Source organism: Cylindrospermopsis sp. CR12 (genome assembly GCF_001432185.1).
GTDB lineage: Bacteria > Cyanobacteriota > Cyanobacteriia > Cyanobacteriales > Nostocaceae > Raphidiopsis > Raphidiopsis raciborskii.
In genome coordinates, this window is record NZ_LMVE01000085.1 from 1 (window position 1) to 26,762 (window position 26,762).

The 26,762-nt window shown below is 39.6% G+C and carries 19 protein-coding genes and 1 tRNA gene; 7 read left to right on the forward strand and 13 right to left on the reverse strand.

Annotated features, from left to right (window positions below; all coding sequences use genetic code 11):
- Positions 1-295: 295 nt before the first annotated feature.
- Together groL and groES are read right to left on the reverse strand one after the other, a co-directional pair.
- Complete coding sequence (gene groL / locus ASL19_RS09490) at positions 296-1,933, reverse strand: chaperonin GroEL (RefSeq protein WP_057178154.1); 1,638 nt, start codon at positions 1,931-1,933, stop codon at positions 296-298.
- A gap of 89 nt (positions 1,934-2,022) precedes the next feature.
- Positions 2,023-2,334, reverse strand: a complete 312-nt coding sequence (gene groES, locus ASL19_RS09495) for a co-chaperone GroES (protein WP_006278399.1) — start codon at positions 2,332-2,334, stop codon at positions 2,023-2,025.
- A 416-nt stretch (positions 2,335-2,750) separates the two neighbouring features.
- On the opposite strand from groES, the gene ASL19_RS09500 reads away from it, so the two are divergent.
- Positions 2,751-4,001, forward strand: a complete 1,251-nt coding sequence (locus ASL19_RS09500; protein WP_057178155.1) for an RNA-guided endonuclease TnpB family protein — start codon at positions 2,751-2,753, stop codon at positions 3,999-4,001.
- Positions 4,002-4,392: 391 nt separating this feature from the next.
- Positions 4,393-5,025 carry a response regulator transcription factor gene (locus tag ASL19_RS09505; RefSeq protein WP_006278397.1) on the forward strand — a complete coding sequence of 211 codons (633 nt, stop codon included), beginning with the start codon at positions 4,393-4,395 and terminating at the stop codon, positions 5,023-5,025.
- A 120-nt stretch (positions 5,026-5,145) separates the two neighbouring features.
- Here the strand turns inward: ASL19_RS09505 and ASL19_RS09510 are convergent, their stop codons facing one another.
- The 4 genes from ASL19_RS09510 to ASL19_RS09525 all read right to left on the reverse strand — a co-directional run bounded on the left by ASL19_RS09510 (position 5,146) and on the right by ASL19_RS09525 (position 9,817).
- The gene (locus ASL19_RS09510; RefSeq protein WP_057178156.1) at positions 5,146-6,258 is read right to left on the reverse strand and encodes a hypothetical protein; all 1,113 of its coding nucleotides are present in this window, start codon (positions 6,256-6,258) and stop codon (positions 5,146-5,148) included.
- A 277-nt stretch (positions 6,259-6,535) separates the two neighbouring features.
- Positions 6,536-8,167 (reverse strand): tetratricopeptide repeat protein, encoded by a 1,632-nt coding sequence (locus ASL19_RS09515; protein ID WP_057178157.1) that lies wholly within the window; start codon positions 8,165-8,167, stop codon positions 6,536-6,538.
- A gap of 6 nt (positions 8,168-8,173) precedes the next feature.
- Entirely contained in the window at positions 8,174-8,953 is a 780-nt protein-coding gene (locus tag ASL19_RS09520; protein ID WP_057178158.1) for an MBL fold metallo-hydrolase, read from the reverse strand.
- Positions 8,954-9,040: 87 nt separating this feature from the next.
- On the reverse strand, positions 9,041-9,817 hold the full coding sequence (locus ASL19_RS09525; protein WP_006278392.1) for a circadian clock KaiB family protein: 777 nt from the start codon (positions 9,815-9,817) through the stop codon (positions 9,041-9,043).
- Positions 9,818-10,261: 444 nt separating this feature from the next.
- Here ASL19_RS09525 and ASL19_RS09535 point away from each other — a divergent pair, with 444 nt between their 5' ends.
- Together ASL19_RS09535 and wecB are read left to right on the forward strand one after the other, a co-directional pair.
- Entirely contained in the window at positions 10,262-10,633 is a 372-nt protein-coding gene (locus ASL19_RS09535; RefSeq protein ID WP_057178160.1) for a hypothetical protein, read from the forward strand.
- A gap of 281 nt (positions 10,634-10,914) precedes the next feature.
- Complete coding sequence (gene wecB, locus ASL19_RS09540; protein ID WP_006278389.1) at positions 10,915-12,036, forward strand: non-hydrolyzing UDP-N-acetylglucosamine 2-epimerase; 1,122 nt, start codon at positions 10,915-10,917, stop codon at positions 12,034-12,036.
- Positions 12,037-12,051: 15 nt separating this feature from the next.
- Here wecB and ASL19_RS18240 read toward each other — a convergent pair whose 3' ends face one another.
- Genes ASL19_RS18240 through ASL19_RS09550 form a run of 3 tightly spaced genes read right to left on the reverse strand, consistent with a single transcriptional unit; the run spans position 12,052 to position 15,058 of the window.
- A complete protein-coding gene (locus ASL19_RS18240) occupies positions 12,052-12,204 on the reverse strand; it encodes a hypothetical protein (protein WP_167317754.1) in 153 nt (50 codons plus the stop codon).
- Between the two features lie 32 nt (positions 12,205-12,236).
- Complete coding sequence (locus ASL19_RS09545) at positions 12,237-14,207, reverse strand: serine/threonine-protein kinase (protein ID WP_057178161.1); 1,971 nt, start codon at positions 14,205-14,207, stop codon at positions 12,237-12,239.
- 23 nt (positions 14,208-14,230) lie between these two features.
- The gene (locus ASL19_RS09550; protein ID WP_006278387.1) at positions 14,231-15,058 is read right to left on the reverse strand and encodes a squalene/phytoene synthase family protein; all 828 of its coding nucleotides are present in this window, start codon (positions 15,056-15,058) and stop codon (positions 14,231-14,233) included.
- 151 nt (positions 15,059-15,209) lie between these two features.
- On the opposite strand from ASL19_RS09550, the gene ASL19_RS09555 reads away from it, so the two are divergent.
- Both ASL19_RS09555 and ASL19_RS09560 read left to right on the forward strand, forming a co-directional pair.
- On the forward strand, positions 15,210-15,956 hold the full coding sequence (locus ASL19_RS09555; RefSeq protein ID WP_057178162.1) for an HAD family phosphatase: 747 nt from the start codon (positions 15,210-15,212) through the stop codon (positions 15,954-15,956).
- 5 nt (positions 15,957-15,961) lie between these two features.
- A tRNA-Ala gene (locus tag ASL19_RS09560) sits at positions 15,962-16,034 on the forward strand.
- A 184-nt stretch (positions 16,035-16,218) separates the two neighbouring features.
- On the opposite strand, the gene ASL19_RS09565 is transcribed toward ASL19_RS09560, so the two are convergent.
- The 4 genes from ASL19_RS09565 to ASL19_RS09580 all read right to left on the reverse strand — a co-directional run bounded on the left by ASL19_RS09565 (position 16,219) and on the right by ASL19_RS09580 (position 22,157).
- A complete protein-coding gene (locus tag ASL19_RS09565; RefSeq protein WP_235528971.1) occupies positions 16,219-17,694 on the reverse strand; it encodes a S8 family peptidase in 1,476 nt (491 codons plus the stop codon).
- Between the two features lie 19 nt (positions 17,695-17,713).
- Positions 17,714-18,718 (reverse strand): AAA family ATPase, encoded by a 1,005-nt coding sequence (locus tag ASL19_RS09570; RefSeq protein ID WP_057178163.1) that lies wholly within the window; start codon positions 18,716-18,718, stop codon positions 17,714-17,716.
- A 456-nt stretch (positions 18,719-19,174) separates the two neighbouring features.
- A complete protein-coding gene (locus ASL19_RS09575; RefSeq protein ID WP_057178164.1) occupies positions 19,175-21,295 on the reverse strand; it encodes a P-loop NTPase fold protein in 2,121 nt (706 codons plus the stop codon).
- Between the two features lie 43 nt (positions 21,296-21,338).
- Positions 21,339-22,157, reverse strand: coding sequence for a hypothetical protein (locus tag ASL19_RS09580; protein WP_057178165.1), 819 nt, complete (start codon positions 22,155-22,157; stop codon positions 21,339-21,341).
- Between the two features lie 308 nt (positions 22,158-22,465).
- Between ASL19_RS09580 and ASL19_RS09585 the strand changes: the two genes are divergently transcribed.
- Positions 22,466-26,740: a phytase gene (locus ASL19_RS09585; protein WP_235528972.1), complete on the forward strand. Its 4,275-nt coding sequence runs from the start codon at positions 22,466-22,468 to the stop codon at positions 26,738-26,740.
- Positions 26,741-26,762: the final 22 nt, after the last annotated feature.

The window sequence follows — 26,762 nt, forward strand, 5'->3', positions numbered from 1 at the left end:
TAACCCATGGGGGTGTTGGGTTTCATACTTCAACCCAACCTACGTTCATCTTATATTTAATTCCACTTACCCACTTGGGGGAAGGTGTCAAATCTTCCCCCACATTAGAGATTAGTAGTCCAAGTCTCCACTAGCAGGAGCAGCTTCCTTCTCGCTAATATTCCTTAAATCATAAGCAGGAGCGTAACCCATGGGGGTGTTGGGTTTCATACTTCAACCCAACCTACGTTCATCTTATATTTAATTCCACTTACCCACTTGGGGGAAGGTGTCAAATCTTCCCCCACATTAGAGATTAGTAGTCGAAATCTCCACCACCCATACCAGCACCACCAGCAGGAGCAGCTTCCTTGGGCTCTGGTTTGTCAACCACAATACACTCGGTTGTTAGTACCATACCAGCAATAGAAGCAGCATTTTGCAGTGCAGAACGGGTTACCTTCGCAGGATCTACAATACCCGCAGCTAACATGTCAACGAATTCGTTGGTAGAAGCGTTAAACCCTACGTTGAACTCTTTCTCTTTCACTCTTTCAGCAATTACAGCACCGTTTTGTCCAGCGTTTTCTGCAATTCTCTTTAAAGGAGCAGGTAAGGCACGGGCAACTATTAAAGCACCTGTTAACTCTTCACTGGTTAAGGTTTTATTGGCCCATTCCTCTAAGTGGGGTGCTAGGTGAGCTAGGGTTGTACCACCACCAGGAACTATGCCTTCTTCTACAGCAGCTTTGGTAGCATTGATAGCGTCTTCTAAACGCAGCTTCTTATCCTTCATTTCGGTTTCCGTAGCTGCACCAACTTTGACTACTGCTACACCACCAGAGAGTTTGGCTAGACGCTCTTGCAGTTTTTCTTTGTCATAGGAAGATTCAGTTTCATCCATTTGACGACGGATTTGTTCGCAACGAGCTTTTACTGCAGCTTCATTACCTTCAGCTACAACGGTGGTGTTGTCTTTGGTAATGGTGATGCGGCGCGCTTTACCTAAACTATCTAGTTTGGTGTTTTCTAGTTTTAAACCAGCATCTTCTGTGATTACTTGTCCACCAGTTAGAACTGCAATATCTTCTAACATGGCTTTACGACGATCCCCAAAACCAGGAGCTTTCACTGCTGCTACGTTCAGTACGCCGCGTAGACGGTTAACTACCAGGGTAGCTAAAGCTTCTTTTTCAATGTCTTCAGCAATGATGACTAGGGGTTTACCTTGACGTGCTACTTGCTCTAACACAGGTACTAAATCCTGCACTAGGGCAATCTTCTTGTCGGTAAGAAGAATATAAGGATCGTCAAATACTGCTTCCATGCGCTCAGCGTCGGTAGCAAAATAAGGGGAAATATAACCCTTATCAAAACGCATACCTTCGGTGATTTCCAATTCTGTGGTCATGGATTTCCCTTCTTCCAAGGAAATCACACCCTCTTTACCCACTTTATCCATTGCTTCCGCAATCATCTGACCCACTTCTTCATCGTTACCAGCAGAAATGGAGCCTACTTGTGCAATGGCTTTGGAATCTTCCACGGGACGCGCGTGCTCTGCAATCTTGTCTACTAAGAATGCTGTGGCTTTATCAATACCACGCTTTAACTGAATCGCATTAGCACCAGCAGCAACGTTACGGAGACCTTCTTTCACAATTGCATGGGCCAACACGGTAGCTGTGGTGGTACCATCACCAGCAGCATCGTTGGTTTTAGAAGCAGCTTGGCGAATCAAGGAAACGCCTGTGTTCTCAATATGGTCTTCTAATTCAATTTCTTTAGCAATGGTGACACCATCATTAACAATTTGTGGTGCGCCAAATTTCTTCTCTAGAACTACGTTACGTCCTTTGGGACCTAGGGTCACAGCTACAGCTTCGGCCAAAATGTCAATACCTTTTTCCAAAGCTCGACGGGCGTTTTCGTTGTAAATGATGCGCTTTGCCATAATCTGTTTACTTCTTGAATTGCTTATGTGTTAACTATCAACTTTTTAGGGTAGTTTCTAGGGTAGTTCGTTCTCCTACCCAACTACTATTACCCAACTACTGCTAGAATGTCTTTTTCAGAAAGTAGTACAAATTCGTCTGTACCCAGTTTGATGTCTGTACCTGCATACTTGGAATATAGTACTTTGTCCCCTACTTTCAGCTCAATTTCTTGACGGGTTCCGTCATCGTTGCGCTTACCAGGTCCTAAAGCTACTACTTCCCCTACCTGGGGCTTTTCTTTTGCTGTGTCGGGCAAATACAAGCCACCTGCTGTCTTTTCTTCAGCTGCTGTGACTTTTACAAACACGCGATCGCCTAGGGGCTTAACTGTGGATACGCTTAGAGATACTGCTGCCATATTTTTTCCTTATCTTTAAATGTCGTTGATTAGCACTCTCAACTCCTGAGTGCTAATGTACCGAAAAAAGACCACAAATGGCAACAATCTTATCTGTACGGTTTTCCGAACCAGATAAATTCTCAATAGGTGAGGAAAACGGAATCAACTAGATTTTTGCCTTTCTACACTGTATTTAGCTATATTTATTACCTGCTAATCAAGCGTAAATACTGAATTATTTTAGTTGTCTGGTTCTGTTGCGTAAGTAGTGAATATTTTTATATGAACAACTTTATTTCCAAATGAGGAAAATTGTTATAGAAATGTAGTCAAGGAATCGCTGAATGAGTAACAATACAGGAGTTCCCAACTTTTGGCTATTGGTGCAACCAAATTTCGTCAATTTCCACATTCTACTTGCAGGAGAAAACTAGATGCAGTTAGTTAAAACGCATCCCATTTACAAAAATGATAAGTATTGGCAGGGATGTGATTTAATCTGCTTTAGAGCCAAAAATCTCTACAATTTGTGTACCTATTATCTAAGGCAGTCTTTCTTTAAAACAGGCAAGATACTCTCTAGTGGGAAGCTGTATAGCTTAGTGTTTAGTTCCAGAGCTTATCAGGAGATGGCAGTTACTCACAGAGGTTTGTCAGTCATTAGACAGGTATTACAAAGGTGGAGAAATTATATCAGATCTTGGCAAGATTGGCAAGCTAATCCATCTAAATATGTGGATCCACCAAAAATTCCCAATTACAAACACAAAATTAAGGGACGCTTTCCAATTGTCGTATACAATGTATATCAGGGTTGTCCAACCATGGATCAACCATCCCTGGTCCAAGGAATGTGCCAGTTATTTGAGGGTCTATTTGAGGGTGATGTGAACGATTCCATTGGTAAGGCTAGAAAACTGGTAGAAGCCATGATTATTCCCAGGAATAATGGCTTATATCTCCTCAAATTCATTTATGAGGTGCAAGAGCCTACAACTAGGTCTACACGAGTTATAGCTGGTATAGACCTAGGAGTTAATAACCTGGTTGCCTTAACAACTAATAGTTCAACTATTAGACCTTTATTGGTGAATGGTAAACCGTTAAAATCCCTCAATCGACTGTTCAACAGAAAGCTGGATCTAATAGGATCCTATCAGTCTGAGAGTCAACCTAGTCAAAGATTGGGTGGGATAACCACCAAACATCATAACCGATTAGATAACTATCTTCATCAGACCTCCTCTATCGTAATCAATTATCTCAAGTCTAATGGTATTAAAACCTTAGTAGTGGGAAAGAACGATGAATGGGAAAAAGAGACTAGGATGGGTACAAGCAAGAGACACAACTTTATGCCAATACCTCATAGTAGACTCATTGATATACTGAAACATAAATGCCGACTAGCACAGATTGAACTAATCACAGTTAATGAGGCATATACCAGCAAGTGCTCTGCTTGGGATTTTGAACCCATAGCAAAACATCAAAAATACTTGGGGGAACGATTACATCGAGGACTATTTAGATCCGCTAATGGTCAGGTTATTAATGCAGACCTCAATAGTAGCCTGAACATAATTAGAATGTATTCCTCAGAGGCGTTAACTGCCGAGAGGATAGGGAGTTGTGGCGTTCAACCACTAAAGGTGAATCCTTTAGCAAGAGTTAAACAGATATAGAAATGTAAAATCGGTTCTCCAATTTTGTTTTTTTGTGTGATTTAACTTCAACGCTAAAACTTGGATATTGTATGGGCAATAGTAACCTAATAGAAATGCGGGTAGGGTTGTAAAAATCATCTTTGGCTCAACACTGAACTTGTCAAAATGATTGAATCAGATTCTTGCACCCGCTTCTGGCAAAGGAAAATATAATAGCGCATTATAAATACTTTTGCTCTCCGTATCCTTACTAGACCTTTGTCATTAAGTTACTAGTATTATGTAAGGAGTAACAACCACCCTCCCAAACCACAACCAACAGGAATGAGTTAGGTGGAAAGAAGCTCCTCCATCCCATTCCGGGAAGGATCTAAGCGCGAAAAATGCCAACGCTATAAAAGAATTCAGCATGAAAGACCAAAAACGACTTTTACTGATTGATGACGATCCTAATTTAATTCTGCTAGTCAGAGACTATCTAGGATTTAGGGGATATGACGTTCTAACAGCTGAAAATGGGCGAACAGCTCTAGGTGTTTTAGAACAGGATATTCCCGATATGATCATCTGTGATGTGATGATGCCAGAAATGGACGGTTATACCTTTGTTGAACAGGTGAGACAAAACGAGCGGACTAGTTGGGTACCCGTGCTTTTTCTGTCAGCGAAAGGACAAAGTGCGGACAGGGTAAAAGGGTTAAATAAGGGAGCTGATGTATATATGGTCAAACCCTTTGAACCGGAAGAACTTGTGGCCCAAGTAGAATCCTCACTCAAGCAAACCAGTCGCTGGAAAGAACATCAAACCAAGGTAGGGGAACCTGGTTCTCGCATCCAAGTTCCTTTTGATGTTCAATTGACCCCCACGGAACTAAAAGTAGTTCAATTTGTGGCTAGGGGTTTAGCAAATCGGGAAATTGCTGAGGAATTAAATGTCAGTCAACGTACGGTTGAAAGCCATGTATCTAATATGTTAGGCAAAACTAACCTGCATAATCGTACTGAGCTAGCACGCTGGGCAATTGAAAATCAAATGGCTTAGAGCCATAGCCATGTAGTTGAATGAAATTTTGAGTTTTGAATTGATGTCTTTATCACTCAAAGCTCAAAAAATCATTCTTCTGAATTTTAGAACTGGATGAGTGGGTTAAAAATCCCTGTTTTAACAAGCTCTATATATTACCCTTCCTGGATATTCTTCCTCATTTATTTTTGCGTATAAGCGAAGGCAGGATAGAACCTCTCCTGGAGTTCCCCCATCCTCCAGTTGTAAATCATCCTTAGTGTACTGGCAAATATCAGCATATAGTCCTGATAGTTGCTTGATCTTGATGTTATTACCTGCTTTCGTAGCTTGATCAGCCATTTTTTTGAGTATACGTCTTGATTCTTGTTGTAGTTTTCCCCACCAGGAATATCTTTCTGCTGGGGGGACAAATACTAGAGAATGTATTGCTTCATCTAGATCTAGCCAACTGCGTAAATTGATGATGCTGCTGGAATCATCATTAAGTTTTTGGTGACGTTGCAGGCGATCGCTAAATGATTCCAGATATAATTGCTTTTGTTCGGGATGAGATTGAAAAGAGATAATATCAAAGCTAAAGACACTTTTTAGGGCGTGATGTAGGTCTGGGTCGATATCAATGAAACTAGTATATAAGGAGAGGAAACTGGTTAAAAAATGCCAATTATCGGAGTTATGTAATTGAGCCAGGTCTGATTTGAGCAAAGCTTTTTTAGACAAAGAGAGTCCGGGGGAGACGATTGTGCCATTTAGACCGGGATAAATAATTTCATCGCGCACAAAGGGTAAATAACGAAGATGCACATAATCTTCCAGGGCACCCAGTTTTTTGGCAATTTCCAGAGAGCGGTTTTTCCAGATTGTAGCCAAATCTTCTGGTAAGCGCAGCAACTTGTGGTGAATTTCATTCCAGAGATCACAGTCATTATCACTGTGTAAGGGTTGGTCTCCCAAGTAAAACCTGACCTCTAAATCAGAATTAAAAATTTCCCCTAATTCTGTAAGTAATTGACCAGATGTGGAATCATGGATTGCGAGTTCAACATCTTCAAACTCTCCAACTGAATTCAACTGTAAAAGACCATCAATTTCCCCAATGACCTGGGAACATAAATCATAGCCTGGATCTGCGGGATATGCTGTTTTAGCCTGTCCTAATGTTTCCTTGAGTCCGTATAGGTTAAACCTCAATAGTTGAGAAATAACCGAATCTTGAGTTGCTAATAATTGTTGTAGATGTGGAATCATATTTCATCCCTCCTGGAGAGCGGTGGGTTGTTGATGGTCAGATTAAAAATAAGGATACTTGAGCTATATTATCATGCTAGTAAGTAGGGAGGCACAATTATTTGTGGGATGGGTTAGTGGTAGGGTAACCCATGGGGGCGTTGGGTTTCGTATTAAACTCAACCTACGTTCTTTAATTCCACCTACCTACTTATCATGAAACTGGTCAGGTTTTAAAAAGGGGGTTTTTAAAAAAATTCCAGTCTTTTATCCAGTGGAAAAATTTGTTAAAAATCCATCAGAAATCTAGAATATCCAAGGATTGTTCGATTTCTACATCTAAGATCATGGCTTGGGTTTCTTTGTATTCTGCTAACCTACCATCTTGCCAATATATATCCGCCGCCTTTTTAAAATCTCCACTTGCTGTCTGTTTATTTCCCATAATTAACCAGCAGTTCCCTCTATAATAATATGCATCACCGTAGTTGGGTTGGGTTTTGATAACCATGCTAAAATCATCCACCGCTGCTTCATATATTCCCTTATTAAAATAGATTTTACCTCGTTGATAATAAGCATCTACATAGTTAATATTTAGAGCGATCGCCTGATTATAGTTTTCTAGTGCTTCTTCGTATGCTCCCAGCTGATAGAGATGATCGGCTCGATTTTTATAAATAACTTCATCATGGCATTTAATGTTAAACAATTCTCCTAGATCTCCTACCAATATTGGTTGATCTAACAAATCGGGATGAATACTAACTGCTTGACTATAGTCTTCTGTTGCTCCTTGATAATCTCCTATTAAATAACGAGCTTCGGCTCGATTTTTGTAGTTAATTGCCAATTCGGGGTTAATAGAAATCGCCTGGCTAAAATCTTCTATGGCGCTGTGATAATTACGTGACTTATAATGGGCTAAACCTCTTTTATTGTAAGCATTGCTATGATTTACATTGGCATTGATTACCTGGTTATAGTTGAAAATTGCCATATCATAATCACCTAATTTATAATAGGCTAAACCAAGTTTATAGTAGGCATAAATGTCAATATTACCAACATTATCAGTATATTTATGGCTGAGATTAAGTTCAGCTTGGAGTTCCCCTTGGTAATAACTGTTTTTTTTATTGTTTTGTAATGCTTGACTATAATTACTAATTGCCACAATATAGTCACCATCATCAAAATGTTTATCCCCCAATTTCACATAAAACTCCACCACATCTCTCCCCATATCTGGTGCTGGTAAATTGTGTGAGTTGTATAAACCGTTTGTATTAGATGAAATTACCTCTTGAGAAATGCCATTACTAATCATGGCTGGTAAATCTTCTAAATATGCTAATAAACCTCCACCATATAACAACTGATCAATACCAAACGAGATTCTGCCAGTTTTTAACTTAATCATTTTTGTCGGGAGAAACCCAGCTAAAAAAAGATGATATGCGGACTGAGCTTCCGTCACCTCCTCCCGAATTAAAATACAAACAATAACTGCATTTTTTCCTACCTCTTGGGAACTCACAGACCATCTCACCTTATCAAAATCCCCGTGACGAGATTTAACTTCTATCCCAATCCAGGGATGTGCAGTGACGGTAAAATCACTTTTACCATCCCCACCTAAACGCTTTTCATAATCAACCTCAGTGATAAAATCTGCTAATCTTTCTTTAACTACTTCTTCACCTAATTTACCTTTGAGATTACTAATAAACACATCGCGCACCGTAGAGGTACGCTTATACTTTTCCGCCATAGACCAGCAAAATTCCCTCAGAGATTTCAGTCTTTGTCCGGAAATAATGGTTAATTCACTATGACTTCCTGGTATTTCACAATTTAATAAACAACCAGAATTTAATCTTTTAATAAAATCTGACTGTAGGGATCTCAATAAATTAATCCAGTCCATATCCTCCTAAACGGAAATCCTTTCTCCAGGTTTAGGTTCAATTACCTGTGTAGATAAACTATTTAATTCTAATAACTCCTTAAACTCTGCCACATTCCCCTTTGCTTGTAATACCTTACTTAATATCCCATCAAAGAACACATCTCCACCAGCAGCGGTAGGGAGCATAATTTGGGGTTTTAACAATTTGGCAACTTCCAAAGCACTATTCATACCTTTAATTACTGGACCTAGGAGAGGCAAAGATAAGTTAATTATAGGTGTGATGACTACATCTACTGGACTCAATTCTTCAAGTGCGGATGAATGATAACCATGTGGTTCATAATATAGACCCACATTATTGGATATATTTCGGATCACATAACCATTTTCTCTCACATTGGGTCCTACAGGAGAACCAGGAAGAGCTTTAATTTCTAATTGGTCTTTTAAGGTGCTATTTTTTAAAGTGTCCTCTAAGGTAAAACTTTCACCGTGATGGAGAGTCTTCACTTGATAATATCCCAATTTCTCTACCACCTTAGCTGCTTGGGGGGAACCGAGAACAGGTATATGTCTATCCAACTGTTTAAGAGTCGGTGGATGAGCATGATCTTCCAAACCTTGAGATAACAAAATTAAGTCTATATTGTTTGGTATGGGACGATCCTGCAGGCGATAACTTTTGAATAGCCAATCTACATTATTAAAGGTTAAATCTCCTACCAACCAGGGATCTAAAAGAATGCGCCACCCCCCAATTTCTAATAGCCAACTGTTACTGTCAAGCCAGGTAAAATACATACTTTTCACTGTAGTTTTAAATAGGTTAAGATGTTTATATCACTTATACATTATAATACTTATTTGCCAAGGATTGGTTTCCCCCTCCTAAAAATTATCTTTTTTACCCAGGGTCTGTAACACCTTTTCCACATTATCCAAATTACCAACTATCCGACGAACAGGATGGGGCCAAATCTTAACTAATGTGGGTGTGGCTGAAACCTGATCTATCTCCGCTTGCTCCGGATGTGTTAAAACATCAATTACCTTGAGAGTGTAAGGAACCCCCAAGTACTCTTCTAATAATTCATGTAGTTTCTCTAAAATTCTTTCAGTGGATATGTTATGACCAGCAACAAATAAACGTAAAACATAAACTTCATGATTCTGTATTATCTGTTTTTGATTGACATGCTTCTGTGAATAAGGCATGGACATACTATCTAAACGCACGATCAAATCGTGATCCTCCCATAATTGGGGAAAGGTTGAACGGTAACTCTCTATTACCATGGGATCACATACATCCTCTCGCCAAGGTGACCTTTGCCACACTTCATTTCCTGTCCCAAAAATTGCTCCCAATACTGGCTGATAGCTCATTACCGCAGGATAAGCCTCCGCAAATGTCTGTATTTTTTGTGTACGTGGATTTAACCAATGATCAATTGTAGCTGTATAACAAGGAACTAAAAAATGGGGAGGTTCTGATAGATTCAGTATTTCCTGCAAGACCCCACACAAATGCAAATGCCATCGCTTCTGTTTACTCGGATCAATACAGTAAATTAAATCTCCCCCCGGTGTAAACAAGGCAATCCCTTTAAACACTTGAGGTAAAGATGGTTTATCTATATTTGTACCTAAGTTATAAATACTCATTAAATTTAGTTAATACCTGTTGTTTGTTATTAACACTGGTCACTGTCAATGCAGAGCATTTATTTTTGTGGAACCGCGTTACCTAAATTATAGGTCACTACTAGCCTTTTATTTTCCATTTCAATTATGAGAGATAAGGAGACTTTTATTAAGAAATGTTAAGCAAGTTAGAAGACAGATTTTGGGTAAGATCCATGGGCATTGCTATTCCCAAAGTTATATATCCAGGGATATATGGGGAATTAGGAGTAGTGAACCAAACCCGGTTTGGGCATCAAATCCATGATTACGAAAAATTAAGTGTAAAGATTAATAAAGAAATGCTCATCTTTTTCTTCAGGTTCTATATACTGAATTTCACTGAATGAAAACAGTGATCTCAAGAATTGAGCAAAACTGAAATTCAACTTTAAACCTTGCTGTGTAATTTTAGGAGGAAAGATCATGGTTGTGGCTCAAAGCTCTAATCAAGGGAAGATGTACTCCTTGTTAATGATGAAAAGCTTTTTAATTTGGACTTTCACATTAGCAGTGTGCTTGTTAGTAGTAGGTTTTCCACTAGTTGTAGTTATGGCTACAGTAGGTTGCTTACTCTCTATTGTTTTGCAATCTGTTATGCCTGCGAGCGCTGTTTTACTCGTAGCAGGTACTTTAGTAATTTTCAATGTTATGTCAGTTTTAATCGTGGCAGGTGTCTTGACTGCTAAGAGTGTTCATCCCAAAGAAGTTAAGTGGTTAAGTTGGCTATATGGTGATGCGGAAAGGGTGCAAACTACCGTTTATGCTTCTTGTCCTTTAACTTGTGAGATCAAATGATTAATATAAGTTTGACATGTCAATTAATAGCGGTAGCCACCTGTAGGGAGGGTAGGCGATCATCTACCCGACTCTCATTTTCAGCCATAAACTCTGTTTATAGAGTTTTAGTTAGAGCTACAACTTGATAGGTCAAATTTAAAAAAACAGTCCATCTGCCCGGTTAAGCCGGGTTTTTTCGTGTTTAAGAGAGGGGAAAAAATTTTGTTTTAACGAATGGGAATGATTTAGGATAGAATTATGGCTGCTGTACTATTTCATGACCAATAATTCGATAAGTAATGACTAAAAAAATTGGCATTGTTTTAGGTACTCGTCCTGAAGCAATTAAACTAGCACCAGTAATTCAGATATTTAAAACTGTTGCGGACTTAGAAGTAGAAGTGATTCTTACAGGACAGCATAAGGAAATGGTCGCACAAGTAATGGTGCTGTTTAACCTAAAAGCGGATTGGGATCTAGAGATTATGCAGCCTAAACAGTCTCTTAATGATATTACATGTAGGAGTTTGCAAGGTTTAGAGACTTTATATAAAAAGCTAAATATAGACTTAGTGATTGTTCAGGGAGATACAACAACTGCCTTTGCAGCAGCTTTAGGAGCTTTTTACCAGCAAATTCCGGTAGGTCATTTGGAAGCGGGGTTGAGAACTGACGATCTGTTTAATCCCTATCCGGAAGAAGCTAACAGAAGATTAATTTCCCAAATTAGTCAATTACATTTTGCACCTACCTCCTTAGCGGTAACCAATTTACAGAATTCCGGTGTTTTAGGGGAAATCCACCTGACTGGTAACACCGTAATTGATGCGTTGTTGAACGTAGCAAAAGCCAACCCAGCTTGTGATATACCCGGTTTAAAGTGGGGAGAATATCGAACTATTTTAGCCACGGTTCACCGACGAGAAAATTGGGGGGAACCACTGCAAGCAATTGCTCAAGGTTTCCTAGAAATTTTAGATCGGTTTTCCGACACAGCTTTATTATTACCACTACATAAAAATCCTACTGTTAGAGAGCCATTACAACAAATACTAGGTAAACACCCCCGGATTTTTTTAACAGAACCATTAGATTATGCGGAGTTAGTAGGAGCAATAGGTCGCTCTTACTTATTGTTAACAGACTCTGGTGGACTGCAAGAAGAAGCTCCTAGTCTTGGTAAACCCGTGTTAGTGCTTAGAGATACTACAGAAAGACCAGAAGCGGTAACAGCGGGTACGGCTAAATTAGTAGGAACACAAACAGATAGAATTGTAACTGCTGCTAGTGAGTTGTTAAGTGATAAGCAAGCATATTTATCAATGGCAAATGCTATTAACCCTTTTGGAGATGGTCATGCAGCAGAGCGAATCTTGAAAATTGTTCGCAACTATTTAGGGCTGACCGTGGACGGAGTGTAATATTAGTTGTGATTATCAGTAGTCACTGTCAGCTACACAAATACCTTTACACTTAATTCCATTAGTAGCAGTACGTTTACAATGGGGACAAAGAATCCTTTCCTCTTGACAACCGGGTAGGTTGTTTTTATCAGTTCTGCTTTCATCCTTTCCCACGATTTTGTTCATAATTATGAAACCATTTGTTGATGTTGATATTTTTATTGAACAGGTTCTGGAGTGGTTTCCGGGGTGGGGGTTTCTATGGGTTCTGGTGCGGGAGGATTTTCTATGGTAAGAGAGAATTCGTAGTCTTCAGGATTTGATGCTGTGGAAACTACAACAAATTCATAAAATCCACTTTCTGGTAATATTTGGGAGAGTTGACGCGATTTTGAATCTTGCAAAAATTTTGTCTTACCAGATGGAGAATAAACTGACAGTAAAACCTCCGTGTTTGCATCCAGTTGCACCTGCATATTTTGGTCTTTAACCAATTTGGCAATGAAAACTTTGCCTCCTCCTGGATCTAGAGTTCCCCTAGCCATTTTACTTGTATTACCAGGATCCAATACTATTTTTTCCCAGGCCGTGTTTTCCATGATGTCATTGAGTCTATCGTTGGCAAATCCCTGCCAAACTTGACCGAGAGGTTTGGAAATAAAATTCTTACCCTTTTGCTCAGGAAAAATACGTAAAAGAGCAGCATCAGCTAGGTCATATAGGGCATTACTACTAACGTTTTTGCTGTTAATTACCATTTGCCATTTTTGTCGAGTGGATGATGTATAAGTTCCTAGCTGTCTACGTGAGTTTTCGCTGAGGATAGCAAGTTTTTCCACAACTTCCATGGCAGTTTTATCCCATTCTTTCCGTAAACTTTCATCCTCCGGTTCGCTGCTAAGAGTCCTTCCTGTTAGACTGGGGTTTTTTTCCCAAAATACCTGATTCACCAAACTGCTAAAGAACCTAGAATTGATGTTTAGTTCTTCCAGGCGATCGCGCAGTTTTTGCTTACGTTGTTTTTCTTCTGGGGAGTAATTAGCGGTGGGATCTACAGAGGGTGTAGTGGTGGGTGTGGGAGATGCGACACTGGGGGTGTTAGTTGGCTGATAACGATTATTAAACCCCCACCATAATAGTCCTGCACTGGTGAATATAGCCATAGTAACCATCATTATGTTAGTTGTGGTCCAAACACCTGTGGTTTCAGGTGTGGAGGTCATGGGTATAGATGGTTGAGAAATTGCCATTGTTTGACTAGTGAGCGACCCAGACATAGGAGAACTCACCCTTTGGAAGTTAAGAGCATCTAAAACCTGATTGGCTGTTTGATAGCGATCGCCTGGTTTATAGGAGAGCATGCGGTCTAAAACTTGACCTAGGAGTGGACTGAGTCTAACTTCTCGTCGCCATTGCCACTGTAAGGTTTGAGTATCAATTATTTCCTGGGGCATTTTACCTGTAAGTAATACTAAAACAGTTACAGCTAAAGCATATAGGTCGCTATGAGGGTAAACTAAACCTGTTTGCATTTGTTCTGGTGGTGCGAATCCCACTTTGCCTAATAAGGTGCCACTACTGGGAGTATTTTGACCGGATTGGTAATACTGAGAAGCTAAATTTGCAGCAACTTGTTTTACTCCTCCGAAATCAATTAGTACTGGCAACTGATCGGAATTTCTTAGAATTAAGTTATCAGGGGAAATGTCTCGATGAATCACCCCCATGCTGTGAATGTATTGCAAAACTGGCAGAATTTGTTCTAAGAGTTGACGAACTGCAGTTTCAGAAAATTTTAGCCCCTGTTGTTGTTGAGTATTGAGTAAAGAGCTATAGGTTATTCCTTGGACGTAATCCTGGACTAAAAATAGATATTCCTTTCCCTCGAGGTTAATGGGCAATAATTCCCGAAACCGGGGTATTTGAGGGTGTTCTAACTGATAAAGTACAGTGGCCTCCCTTTCAAATAGTTCTTGGGCTTTTTTAACAGCTTCTGGAGTTTGGACAACAGGAGAAAATTCTTTTAAAACGCAATACTCCCGAAATCGGTTCATATCCTCAGCTAGGTAGGTACGTCCAAATCCCCCCTGTCCTACTTGGCGTATAATAACATAGCGATCGCTCAGAGTTTTTCCTAAAAGATTTGTGTTCATGGATGAATAATTTGGGACTGGTATTTTGTTATCCATCCCCACCCGGGGGATGGGGTTGTTTATACTACTGCATTGACATTAATGAGATTTTCGATTAGAGCATAGACATCATGACGACTGAGTTTTTCCTTACCATTAGCTAGTGCATCCAGAGTACCATGGGCCAAGGCCAGGGGAATTTGACAGAATTGTAGAGCGGGTCCAGGAGGAAGACTATTAGTATAACTATCCGCTAAAGCTAGATGACGACGAGCATACTGTTGAAGATCCTGGTGATTCCAACCCTCGGGGAAAAAATTTACCCCACGGGTTAAATCTTCACTATTATTACGTAGGATATTTACTGCTTGTAACCCTCGACCAAAGGCGATCGCTTCCATGCGGTTAGTCGTGGTTCCATCATACCATGACCATAAATCTGAGAGTAACAAACCTACTGCACCTGCAACGCCAAAGGTGTAACGGTCCAGGTCGTATTCATTCTTAATTTGCCAATTTATTTGTGACCAGTAAGCCATTCTATCGGCCATAGCTGCTGTTGCATCCCAAATGCGAGGTGCAATGCTTTCTGGTGCTAAAATTGCCCATTCCCTAATCCTGACACTGACCTCAGGTAAGGAATCTTCATAACCCTTAAATCCCATGGAAAAAGCATCCACTGCAAAACCATCCACTCCTGCTTGTAGAGTTTGGCTAATGCTTTGTAGTAAAATTCCCTTAGTATGATTTTCCAGAGTTGGATGGTCCTCAATCTCGTCAATAGCACGCATACACAAGTATGCTGATGCCACAGCTTCTTGTAGTCCTGATGGCATAATGCTAATTGGAATATAAAAGGTTCTACTAGTTTCCTTGAGAATTTGTAAAGCATCCCGACGTAAATCCATCACTCCACTCCTATGTTAAGTTTCACACCACAACCTACTATTTTATGTTTTGGGTGGGAAATTTTGTATCCTCAACCCGTTCCGTATTCCCTATTAGTGTACACATTCCTGTAATAATGGGAATGTTAGTTATGTTTACTTAGATTTTTATATGCCTTTAAAAGCAGTCCTGTTCGATTTTAATGGAGTGATTATTAAAGACGAATCAATACATTTAAAACTGATAGATGAGATTCTGGTGGAAGAAAATTTACAACCCCAAAAGCCAGATGAACGTTTGAGATGTTTAGGAAGGAGCGATCGCGCTTGTTTTGAGGAGTTATTAAAGCGTCGTGGAAGGGTGGTCAGTCAAGACCATTTAACCAACCTGCTGCGAAATAAAGCAAACAAATATATTAAGGAACTAGAGAGTCTGGAACAGTTACCGCTCTATTCTGGAATAGAGGATTTAATTATACAGGCCCGGTCTCAAAATTTGCCCGTGGGTCTAGTTAGTGGTGCCCTGGTTCGAGAAATAGAGTTGGTCTTAGAACGTGCTAATATAAGAGAATATTTTCAGGTGATCATTGCAGGTGATGATATCGCTACTAGTAAACCTCAACCGGAAGGGTATTTATTAGCAGTGGATAGACTTAATCAAGTATATTCTGATATAAATGTTGATTTAAGTTTACAACCCGAAGACTGTTTAGCCTTGGAAGATACCTTGACTGGCATAGAAGCGGCAAAACGCGCTAGAATGAAAGTTGTGGGAATTGCTAATACTTACCCCTTTCACATCCTCCAGCGTCAAGCTAACTGGACAGTAGACCATGTAAGGGATTTAGAGTGGGAACGAATTTGGGAAACTTTTGAGCAGAAAGATTGGAAAAATGGAGAGCGTGTTACAATAGGGTAAACCTAGGGGAATTAGCTCAGTTGGTAGAGTGCTGCGATCGCACCGCAGAGGTCAGGGGTTCGAGTCTCCTATTCTCCATTTGTACATGTCGCTTGCCAGATTATTTGTCCATATTGCCAAATTAAATGTCGTTTTTCTCAAATTGATGTCGCATAGACTTAACATTTAGTATTTAAACCCTTGCTCGGCTTCTTTCTCTTAAATCAATCTCATCAACCTTTAGTTTGAGACGATATTATCTTCTGATAGAACAACATAGTTTTCAAGGGTATCCTCGTAATTTTGCGATCGCCTGACGACGTACATCACTAGGCTCTGTAATACTAACACGTCCATAAGATAAAGAACCTACAGTTAGTGCGATCGCTGAAGTTGCTGGATCAATAATTCGAGCAGTCTTATTCAATAAATAATTTGGGTAGTCAGTCTTTAGTTGTTCGTCTGACTTCAGTGGTTCGTCTGATATAGCTTCTTCATAAGGTGTGATATTTCCCGCTGAAATTACAAAAATAATGTTTTTATGCTGGTAGTGATAAGCAATTTCATCTATTTTTGCTGCTAATCGAAACTGCTTCATTCTATCCATATAAATTTGTTCAGCATTCCCTAATGATATATTGATTACTTTGCAGTTAGGATACTGATCCACAAAAGCATGAATAGCTTGATCTAGTTGAGTTTCTACAAGAAGATCCTCATCATATTGGCATTTTTCATTTGTTACGCGAGCAGAAAATAACCAAACTGTTGGATCAAATGACAGTTTTTTAATACAGTTTTCGACATCTCCATAGATAGCAATACCAGCAACACTTGTACCATGTCCATGTACATCGTCTGCACCACCTTTGATAAACTGCCGTTTTGCATCTTGGAATACTTCAGCTTCACCCAATACAGGAGCAATTAATGGATGACCTCTTTGTACACCTGAATCTATAACAAGAATGCCGCAATTCTTTTCAGGTGGAGAAATTACTTCAGGAAAACTAGAAATTGGTAAGTTATAATCGTCTGGTCTTTCAAATGCAGGTTGGGGAGGACGATCAATTTCTTTAACCATTTCTTCTAGCAACAATTCATCTAAAATTTCGTGAGTGACTTTAATTCGAGCTATACAAAGATAATCACCAACGTAGCTATCACTCATTCTCATAGGAGAAGTATCGTCTGACAAACTTTTTAACACATCGGCTATATCATCTAAATATTTTCGCATTTCTTTGCGATCGCCTGTGTGCCAGAGTTCCAAATCTAAAGCTGCAAGTTCACCTGGTTGTACAGGGTTTAACTCTAACAAACGACCAATGCGATCTTCTCTTTCAAGGCGGACTAAATCATCAATTGCACCTAAATATGAATATTCTGGTCCCTCAGTAATTTGACTGTAATTTTCTAAACGTCTCTTAAATTCTTTTAACTCCAGATCAGACGAGAAGACAACTATGGCTTTATCAGGTTCACGTGCTAGAATATCCAGTCCTGTTTTAGTCACGTCTTCATCTCGAAAAGACCCTTGTTTAGTAAGTTTAATCTTAAAAATTAATTTTGGATCAAGACGAAAAGGGTTACTTTTGTGCTTTGTAGACTCACTCAGTCCAGAAAGCTGATTTAATAAAGACTTACCATGTTCAATATAATCAGCACGTTTTCCACCACCAAAGCCACGCTCTGATCTTCGTGGTAGTTCTATGTTTATGATTCTCGGCAATTTAAGGTGTTCAAACTGACTTACCATGAGGACTCGACATAAATAGTTATTTTGAGTTTGCTATTATACTTTGCCTTTCTAAAAAGCGTCCTATGGCAACCTCTAAATCATCAGCGGTCAAGGTACGCTCCCCCCGTAAAATTACAGCTTTAATTGCATCAGAACAAATACGTTCTATATCTGCTCCTGTCGCATTTTCTAGCCGTTCTGCAAAAGTAGATAGATTAACCACAGTATAACGGATACCAGACAAATAACGATTTAAAAGAGCCGTCCGTAGTTCAACTGTTGGGTTATCAAAGAAAATTACCTCGTCAAATCTTCGCCAAACTGCACTGTCTAATAGTTTTTCGTGATTAGTCGCTGCTACAAATACACTTTGATTATTTGCGTTATCAATGAGTTGTAACAAGCTATTAACTAGACGTTTAACTTCGCCATGTTCATTTAGGTTATCTCGATCACGAGCGATCGCGTCAAATTCATCAAACAAAACCAGCCATTCCCCTTGTTCAATGTAGGTAAAAATTTTCTGAAGATTGGTGGCTGTTTCACCTAAGTAAGAAGAGAATACGGCTGTCAGGTTTACGTAAACAAGAGGTAGACTCAAAACACTAGAGAGAATTTTTGCCGTTTGGGTTTTACCACAACCCGGTGGTCCACAAAAGAGTAGTTTGTTTTTGGGCTTGAGGTTATAAGCTGCTAGGATATCTTGCTTACGGTTTTCCAGAACAATTTCTTGCAGGATATCAAATATTTTTTCACTGAGGACGATGTGATCCCATGTTAGGTCAAATTGCTTGACATCCAGTAAAGCTAGTCCAGTGTCTTTATCTTTGGGTGGTTGAGGAAACTTTGTCAAGGGAGCTAGGTTAGATGCTAGGGGTTTGGTGTAGCCATTGTGCAGCAGTTTTTCCAAATCTCTAGCCAGCAAGATGTGATTTTTGTTTCTTTCTTCTTCTATCAGTTCTTGTGCCGCAGCTAAAAACTCTTCTCTCTCGTTGCGAGAGAAGCTTTTGAAGAGTTTTCTGATAATTTCACCGCGAGCCATATTTTAGAACTGGAAATTGGATATTTTGTCTACACTTAATGTATAGATCAATTGTACTCAATAACGAGCTAAAAAACAAGATTTTTTATTCTAGCACCAAGATATTATATTTGTCTCCAAAAACCAATTCCATTTGTTATATCTCCACGTATAGATGTACTAACTCCAACTTTTAGACGTGGATATATTTTGATGATACGCTGGTAAATATGTAGATATAGTTTCTCTTTGGCAATTGTGCGTTTAGCTCGACATCTTGCTCCATTTGGTTTTTTCTTGTGTTTTGTGGGCTCAAAAAAAACAAAATATGGTTGTGGACAGCATCACTTCCGTAAAAATATCCTGAAATATGCAACGCCGGATTATTTGTAAATCTTTTAGACTTGTCAAGCATAAATACAAAATACAATAATTTAAGATTCACCCCTAGCTTAACTAAGGGAGATTTGAGTTTGATTAAGAAAAATCAGGGCACCACAGAATTATTTGCTCTTCCGGTTTGGATGTGGATCCCAAAATTTTCACTTTCTTTTCCTGATACAATAAATCAATTAAATTTTGAACACTAGCTGTTTGAGTCTCAGGAAACTGAAACTCCTTAAGTGTATTATCAATTGCAGTTTTTACTGCAATACATTGGTTAATCTTAACTAAATTAAACAAGAAACCTTTCACAACTTCTAAATTTTCCTCACGGTTTTCACTGGTGTGTGGATTTGAGGTTTTACTAACAATCCCCAAAGCCTGTAATAAGTCACACCCGTGTAAAACTTTTGACCTTTGCACAAAATCTTCTAACTTTCGTAAATCAACTGTTTTACCACCAATGAGTAAATCCTGGGACTTAGCAGAATTCACCAAACTTTGATAAGTTGCTAAAAAATGAATTCCAGTCAAACTAGACCTAATATGAAGGTTGTGTGTATTTACGAATATCTGTCGATAAATTTGGTTACCAGATGATTCAGGGTTACCCACATTTCCACTACGAATTAAGTAAAGTGTTTCACAGGCCTTTTTTTGAATAGCTGTTTGACAAGCACTCATAATATGATAAAAGCTATTCATATTATGTTCTTCTGTCCAGACAACGCCAGTTTTTTGGTTATTTTGAGGATGGAGATAACTAAAGGAATGGGTGGTATACTTGCCACTAATTAGTTTAGGTTGAATTTCAGGAATATCCATGGCACATATAGCATATATGAGCATTTGAGTCAAATCAGATGATGACAATAAAGATATTTTGCTATATTTCTGCTGGCTTTTTTTATACTCCTGTTGCCATAATAATTCGAATTCCGATTGGTTTATATCCTGGTTAGCTGAAAATGTAGCATTTTGACCCTTAACATCCACTTTTTGGTTTTGGGAACCGTCATCCACAACCGTGTTCTGGGGTGGTAATTCCTCCTGCGCTGCACTATAATTCCCATTGAGGGAGAGCTTATATTCCTGATACTCCTTCCGACCCAAAACTAATGTACTTCTAGGTGTGCTTTTACCACCAGGGTAGTTTCTATCTAATATTTCTCGACTGAGAGGAAAAAGAGGAGATTCTGGTATGGGATAGGCTAATCTGTGTAGTGGTTTGAGCTGACAAATCCACAGTGCTTCCGCTTGTTCTATACTAATATTTTGTAACCTGATTTGTTTTTCAATTCCCGCTTTATCAGCTGGAAGAATACTGTCACGATTCCGCTCCCAAGTATCAGAAATAACACTGATAATTACTAGGAAATTCTTCAAATTATCACCATGAATGGTTGTATTAACATTCATAAAAGGCTGAATTTCCAAAGTACCTCCGGGTTGCTGAGGCATGGTATCAAGGTTATCAAAACACAAAACTATCGGTTGGGTTTGGGTAGAAATTTTACCAAAATTGGCTAAAATATTTTTGGCAGCTTCCTCTGTATCAATGCAGCTTTTAACTTTAATTAGTTTCATGGATTCTTCGCTTAGGTCATCTCCCCTTAGCCATTCACATGCCAAATCATATAAATCTGGATTGGTCAGATCATGGAGCACACCAAAAAAAATATCAGGATGATAGATTCCTTTCTTATAAGTACTTTTGAGGTGTTTAATAAATTTTGGGCGATCGCCTCTTAGGAGTTGCCAAAAATTGGTATTGAATATTTTCTGTTTGACACCACTTTTAGTAAATGCACTGAGACTTTTTAGCCACAACATTAGCTGCGATTCTTGTTCTCCTTCAGGAATTTGCAGTAAACTATCAACGGTACGACGGAGAATATGTCGCCATATTTCAGCACTACTGCTCCAATTACAAAAAACATAGGCAAAAAAGGCTTTGGAATTCAACTTACGTTTCAGTCTACCCAGGAGATAACTTTTACCAGATCCAGAACTACCCCTTATCAAAACTGTCCGACTGCGATGATCTTTGGCTACTAGCTCGAGTAGACTTTCAATTTCTTTTATTGCTTCTTGGTGAATTGAGTCTACCATCACTGTGGAATCTTGCTCTTCTACCCAAAAATCAGTGGGCTTTATTTGGATTGAATCAAAGGGGTTAGTTTGGCGTTTGATAATGTCATTAATGTGTGTCATGGATGTAAAGGGTAAACAACTGAAAGTGAGTAATTATTGGCTCTTAATTAACTATAATAAAAAACAATGGACCACCAATATTCTGGGGGATTCCCGCATCAATCTGAATTCCAGTATAATTGGTTACTTCCTGTAAAGGATCAAAATCAATTTTATTCATCTTTTGCAATCTATATAATGCCTGATCTAGATCATCTCTTGATAGGGGCGGTTGTAATTTCTCTCGCACATGGAAGATGGGTAGGTAATTTTCTGTACCCAGTTCTCGATCTAAATTTTCAATAGTTTGTAAAATTTCTTCGTCAGTTATTTCCCTAGGAATTACTGATTTTTTTCCCTGGGCATTCTTACGCAAAAATTGTATGTACGCACCCAGCATGTCTAAACTGATTACAGGATGAGAATCTTTTTGTGGTATGTACTCATCACGTAAAAACTCAAGTCCTCTATCTGTGAGCCAAACTTGTGCTTTCGTCCTTTTTATCTTCTGTTCTACCTTTATTAAACCCCGCTCACTCAGGATTTTTAAAATTCCGTCTTTTTCATCGGACTTTAAAGATTTAATCTTAATTTTACTAACCTCTATTTTCTGATTGCTCTTAGCTATATTTTGTAACACCTTTATTTCTTCAGGCGCTATGGGTAGTTGGGAAGATTCAATCTGTAATGCAGCTTTACCAGCAGGTAAGATCTGCGCTGAAACAATTTCTCTGGAGTAATCTACATATTCTCTCTTTTCTAATTCTTGACAAATTTTACTTTTTTCTTTTTTAAAATATTCAAGCGCAGAAGAAGTCCAACCAGCATTATGATCTGGGGATGCCAGTAGTCTTAGCATAAATTTTAACTGGTTTGTATTCATAGTTAATCTTATTTGTATGTCAGGTATAGTTTTTAAAAGTCATTGTCCATTATATACACTTTTGGTAAACAAGGCCTATGAGTGTGTTTAACTATTTTAACAAAAATAGTTAGCATTCACGATCCATACCCAAAAATTTCGGGTCAAAAATTCTTTAACCTTGAACTTTTCCTTATCTTTAGATAACTAAATCTTAACGTCTTGGAGTTAACGTTGTGTGATTAGAGGTATTGCTATGTAGCAATTAACTTAATTGATAACTTCAACTGCTTCTAGCTCAACATAAACCCCAACCCCAAAGGTGAACAATGGCAACTATTAAAACAGTCCGTTTTTCCCAGTTCAATGCTTCCCTTAACCGTAATACTAGCAATCAGTTAGTTACAGATTTATCTACCACTACTAATGCCCAGGCCAAATCAGTAGCGGAAATAATTCAACGCGCTAACCCAGATGTACTGTTAATTAATGAATTTGATTACGTTCAAACCAATCCCACCCAAGCTATTCAACTTTTGCAACAGAATTATCTTGGTGTGAGTCAAAATGGAGCAACACCCATCACCTACCCGTACTTCTATATTGCTCCTTCTAATACTGGTATTGCTTCTGGATTTGACTTAAATAACAATGGTGCAGTGGTCACAACACCTGGTGCTGCTGGATATGGTGATGATTCCTTTGGATTTGGTAATTTCCCTGGGCAGTTTGGCATGTTATTACTGTCTAAGTATGAAATTGACACGGCAAATGTTCGCACCTTCCAAAACTTCTTATGGAAGGATATGCCAGGCAATTTATTAACTAATGACCCCACGGTAGATAATCCTGCTACTACCACAGTTAATGAAAATCTTGGTAGCTTTTATTCACCCGAAGAAATTGCCGTGCTACGTCTTTCTTCCAAAAGTCATTGGGATGTACCCATCAAGATTGGTAATCAAACCATTCACGTTCTAGTTAGTCACCCCACTCCACCCGTATTTGACGGTACAGAAGACCGTAATGGCAAACGTAATTACGATGAAATTAGATTTTGGAGTGACTATATAACTCCTGGTAAGGGGGACTATATCTATGATGACACGGGTAAAAAAGGTAGTTTAGCATCTGGGTCTAGTTTTGTCATTATGGGCGATGAAAATGCCGATCCCCAGGATGGAGACAGCTACAATCAGGCCATTTTGCAATTGCTCCAAAATCCTAATATTAATACCAATTTTATCCCTACCAGTTTAGGCGCTGTGCAACAGTCAACCTTACAGGGAGGAGCAAATGTCAATCACCGGAGCAACCCAGCTTTTGATACATCTGATTTTGCTGATACAACCCCCGGTAACTTACGTTCAGATTATGTTTTACCTTCTACGGATCTCAAAATTGCCAATTCAGCAGTTTTTTGGCCGGTTAATACTGACCCTAACTTTGCACTGGTAGGAACCTTTAATTCTAGCTTACCTGGTGGTTTTCCCAGCTCCGATCATCGCCTAGTACTGGCTGATATTCAAGTTGACCCAACCCCGGGAGGAAAGACAGTTCCCAATCTAAAGTTTGTGGGTCAAAAAACCTTTGTCACTGGTTTTATCCCCCCCGGTACTCCAGGAAAAGTTAATGGCACAGACACCCCCATGGGTGGTTTATCCGGTGTTGTCTATGATGTGGCTAAAGGTCTCTTTTATGCTATCTCTGATGACCGTTCCCAATTTGGTCCAGCTCGATTTTATACTTTTACCCTGAATCCTGCTACTAGTGACATCACCTTTACTAATGTTACTCCGATTACGGATACCAGTGGTAATTTATTCCCAGCCTTGAGTCTTGACCCAGAGGGTATTGCTCTCACTAGCAATGGAACTGTGTTTATTTCCTCTGAAGGTGAGGCTAATCCCTCAGCAGGTCGTGTCACCAACCCCTTTATTAAAGAGTTTGATTTGACTACAGGAAAGGAAATTAGAACCTTGCTTGTTCCCAGCAAGTTCTTACCTGTGGTTCAAGATACTAATGGTGACGGGGTCGTTAATACTGGTGATACTCAAACATCCGGGGTGCGCAATAACTTGGCTTTTGAAAGTTTGACTATTTCCCCTGACCAAAAAACTCTATATACCGCCACGGAAAATGCCTTACTACAAGATGGCGATCGCACGTCCTTAACCGCTCCTAGTCGTTCTCGTGTTATTCAGTATAATTTAGTTACTGGACAACCGGAAAAAGAATATTTATACTTGGCAGATGCGATCGCCAAAGCACCTACAGGTGGTACAGCAGCAGATAGTGGGTTAGTGGACTTACTAGCGATTGACAATCGTGGTACTCTATTAGCCTTGGAAAGGTCTTTTGCGGTGGGACAAGGTAACACCATCAAGATCTACGAAGTGACTCTTCAAGGAGCAACGGATATCACTACAATTAATTCCTTGAGTGGAATAACTAGTGATCAACTAGCAGCGATTCAACCTGTACAAAAACGCCTGGTCCTCAACCTTGATACCCTAAATTTACCCAATAGTGATGGGAACCATCCTACGGGAACGGACAATATAGAAGGATTGAGCTTTGGCCCCCGATTAGCTGATGGTCGTCAGTCCATAGTATTGGTCAGTGACAATAATTTTGGTGCGACCCAATTTACCCAGATCCTCACTCTGGGTGGGGAGCTATTACCTACTGTAATTCCCACGGTAGAAACCCGCCCGGATTTATTTGATGATCCTACTTTACCAACATCTCAAAGAGCGGATGCGGATGACCCAGCCATTTACGTCAATAGTCAAGACCCCAGTAAGAGTATCATTTTAACAGCGGTGAAAAATGCTGGACTGCGAGTCTATGACCTAACGGGCAAATTATTACAGGAAATTAATCCTGGGTCAATTCGCTACAATAATATTGATCTCCAATATGGCTTCACTCTGGGTGGAGAAAAGATAGATATTGCGGTAGCAAGCGATCGCCAAAACGACAAGTTGGTGATTTTCAAAATTAATCCCCAGGGAACAGGTGGGAACTATTTAGAGAACATCACTGATAGTAGTGTCACTACTCTGTTTCAAAGCTTACCCTTTGTTGCTCCTTACTCATCATCATCCCGCAGCGCCTACGGAATAACTATTTACCGTAGCCTGGCAACTAAAGATTACTACGTGTTTGCTTCCCGTCGTCAAACGGGAGATGTGGCTCAATTTAAACTGATTGACAAAGGTAATGGCAAAGTAGGCTATGAACGAGTTAGAGAATTTACCATTCCTGCTCCTAGTGATTCTACCCGTTCTGCTCAAACCGAGGGTATGGTAGCAGACCAGGAAATGGGCTTTGTTTACATTGGTCAGGAGGATGTGGGAATTTGGAAATTCGATGCAGAACCCAATGGTAGCAACGTTGGTAAACTGGTAGATAAGGTTAAATTTGAAGGTGGTCAAAACCTTACAGATGATGCGGAGGGTCTCACAATTTACTATGGCAAAAATGGCACCGGTTACCTATTAGCATCTAGCCAAGGTGATAACAGCTTTGCCGTTTACACCCGTGAAGGTAGCAATGATTTTCTGGGGAGATTTGCTGTTGGCAGTAATGGCGCAATTGATAGCGTACAGGAGTCTGATGGTGCAGATGTGATTAATCTACCCCTAGGCGCTAATTTCCCCATGGGTTTATTTGTCACTCAAGATGGCAATAACGAACCCGCTAAAATTACTGATGGTGAGAACATCAACAGCAATTTTAAATTGGTCCCCTGGGAAAATATTGCCAATGGTTTCCCCACATCTTTAAAAATTGATACTACCACTTTCAATCCCCGCACTCCCATAGCCCAGTCCCTAGTTAACGGAGTTGCTAGCGGTGACACCACCCAAACTTCTACCATTCTCTGGACCCGCAGTCTTTTCACCGGACAGGTGACCTTTGAATATGGTACAACTCCAGACTTTAGTACCATAGTTGGCAAAAAGACAGTCAACGTAACCAATACTACTCAACCAGTTAAAGTATTAGTAGATGGACTTACACCGGGAACCAATTACTACTATCGGGTCAGCGATGTAAGTGGTGGAACTGCTACTGGTAAGTTTAGCACAGCAGCTACCTCCACAACTAGAGCTGGGTTGAAATTTGGAGTCTCGGGTGACTGGCGTGGTGAATTAGCGCCCTATCCAGCCATTAATAATGCGGATACAGCTAATTTGAAATTCTTTGTCCAACTGGGAGATACCATTTATGCTGACGTTCCCTCACCAGGACTCAAGGATAGCAAGGGAGTGGAAATACCTCAAGCTACTACCCTAGAAGACTATCGAGCTAAACACTCTGAAGTATACGGACTACGCTATGGACAAAATACCTGGGGAGACCTAAGAGCATCTACCTCCATTTTAACTACTATAGATGACCACGAGGTTTACAATGACTTTGCTGGTATGTCTCCTTCTGGCACGGGTTTAACCAATGACAATCCCTTCTATGAAAATGGGTTGCAGGCTTTCCAAGAGTATAACCCCATTAGCGATCAGTTTTATAGTCAAACCGGTGATAGTAGAATTGATGGAGAACGGAATTTAACATCAACCCAACTACTCAAAAGCTAACGGTCACTACTTATGGAATCAA

What these genes read in the sequence shown, in the direction of transcription:
- groL (WP_057178154.1), bottom strand. Translation starts at nt 1,933, where the DNA reads ATGGCAAAGCGCATCATTTACAACGAAAACGCCCGTCGAGCTTTGGAA.
- groES (WP_006278399.1), bottom strand. Translation starts at nt 2,334, where the DNA reads ATGGCAGCAGTATCTCTAAGCGTATCCACAGTTAAGCCCCTAGGCGAT.
- ASL19_RS09500 (WP_057178155.1), top strand. Translation starts at nt 2,751, where the DNA reads ATGCAGTTAGTTAAAACGCATCCCATTTACAAAAATGATAAGTATTGG.
- ASL19_RS09505 (WP_006278397.1), top strand. Translation starts at nt 4,393, where the DNA reads ATGAAAGACCAAAAACGACTTTTACTGATTGATGACGATCCTAATTTA.
- ASL19_RS09510 (WP_057178156.1), bottom strand. Translation starts at nt 6,258, where the DNA reads ATGATTCCACATCTACAACAATTATTAGCAACTCAAGATTCGGTTATT.
- ASL19_RS09515 (WP_057178157.1), bottom strand. Translation starts at nt 8,167, where the DNA reads ATGGACTGGATTAATTTATTGAGATCCCTACAGTCAGATTTTATTAAA.
- ASL19_RS09520 (WP_057178158.1), bottom strand. Translation starts at nt 8,953, where the DNA reads ATGTATTTTACCTGGCTTGACAGTAACAGTTGGCTATTAGAAATTGGG.
- ASL19_RS09525 (WP_006278392.1), bottom strand. Translation starts at nt 9,817, where the DNA reads ATGAGTATTTATAACTTAGGTACAAATATAGATAAACCATCTTTACCT.
- ASL19_RS09535 (WP_057178160.1), top strand. Translation starts at nt 10,262, where the DNA reads ATGGTTGTGGCTCAAAGCTCTAATCAAGGGAAGATGTACTCCTTGTTA.
- wecB (WP_006278389.1), top strand. Translation starts at nt 10,915, where the DNA reads ATGACTAAAAAAATTGGCATTGTTTTAGGTACTCGTCCTGAAGCAATT.
- ASL19_RS18240 (WP_167317754.1), bottom strand. Translation starts at nt 12,204, where the DNA reads ATGAACAAAATCGTGGGAAAGGATGAAAGCAGAACTGATAAAAACAAC.
- ASL19_RS09545 (WP_057178161.1), bottom strand. Translation starts at nt 14,207, where the DNA reads ATGGATAACAAAATACCAGTCCCAAATTATTCATCCATGAACACAAAT.
- ASL19_RS09550 (WP_006278387.1), bottom strand. Translation starts at nt 15,058, where the DNA reads ATGGATTTACGTCGGGATGCTTTACAAATTCTCAAGGAAACTAGTAGA.
- ASL19_RS09555 (WP_057178162.1), top strand. Translation starts at nt 15,210, where the DNA reads ATGCCTTTAAAAGCAGTCCTGTTCGATTTTAATGGAGTGATTATTAAA.
- ASL19_RS09565 (WP_235528971.1), bottom strand. Translation starts at nt 17,694, where the DNA reads ATGGTAAGTCAGTTTGAACACCTTAAATTGCCGAGAATCATAAACATA.
- ASL19_RS09570 (WP_057178163.1), bottom strand. Translation starts at nt 18,718, where the DNA reads ATGGCTCGCGGTGAAATTATCAGAAAACTCTTCAAAAGCTTCTCTCGC.
- ASL19_RS09575 (WP_057178164.1), bottom strand. Translation starts at nt 21,295, where the DNA reads ATGACACACATTAATGACATTATCAAACGCCAAACTAACCCCTTTGAT.
- ASL19_RS09580 (WP_057178165.1), bottom strand. Translation starts at nt 22,157, where the DNA reads ATGAATACAAACCAGTTAAAATTTATGCTAAGACTACTGGCATCCCCA.
- ASL19_RS09585 (WP_235528972.1), top strand. Translation starts at nt 22,466, where the DNA reads ATGGCAACTATTAAAACAGTCCGTTTTTCCCAGTTCAATGCTTCCCTT.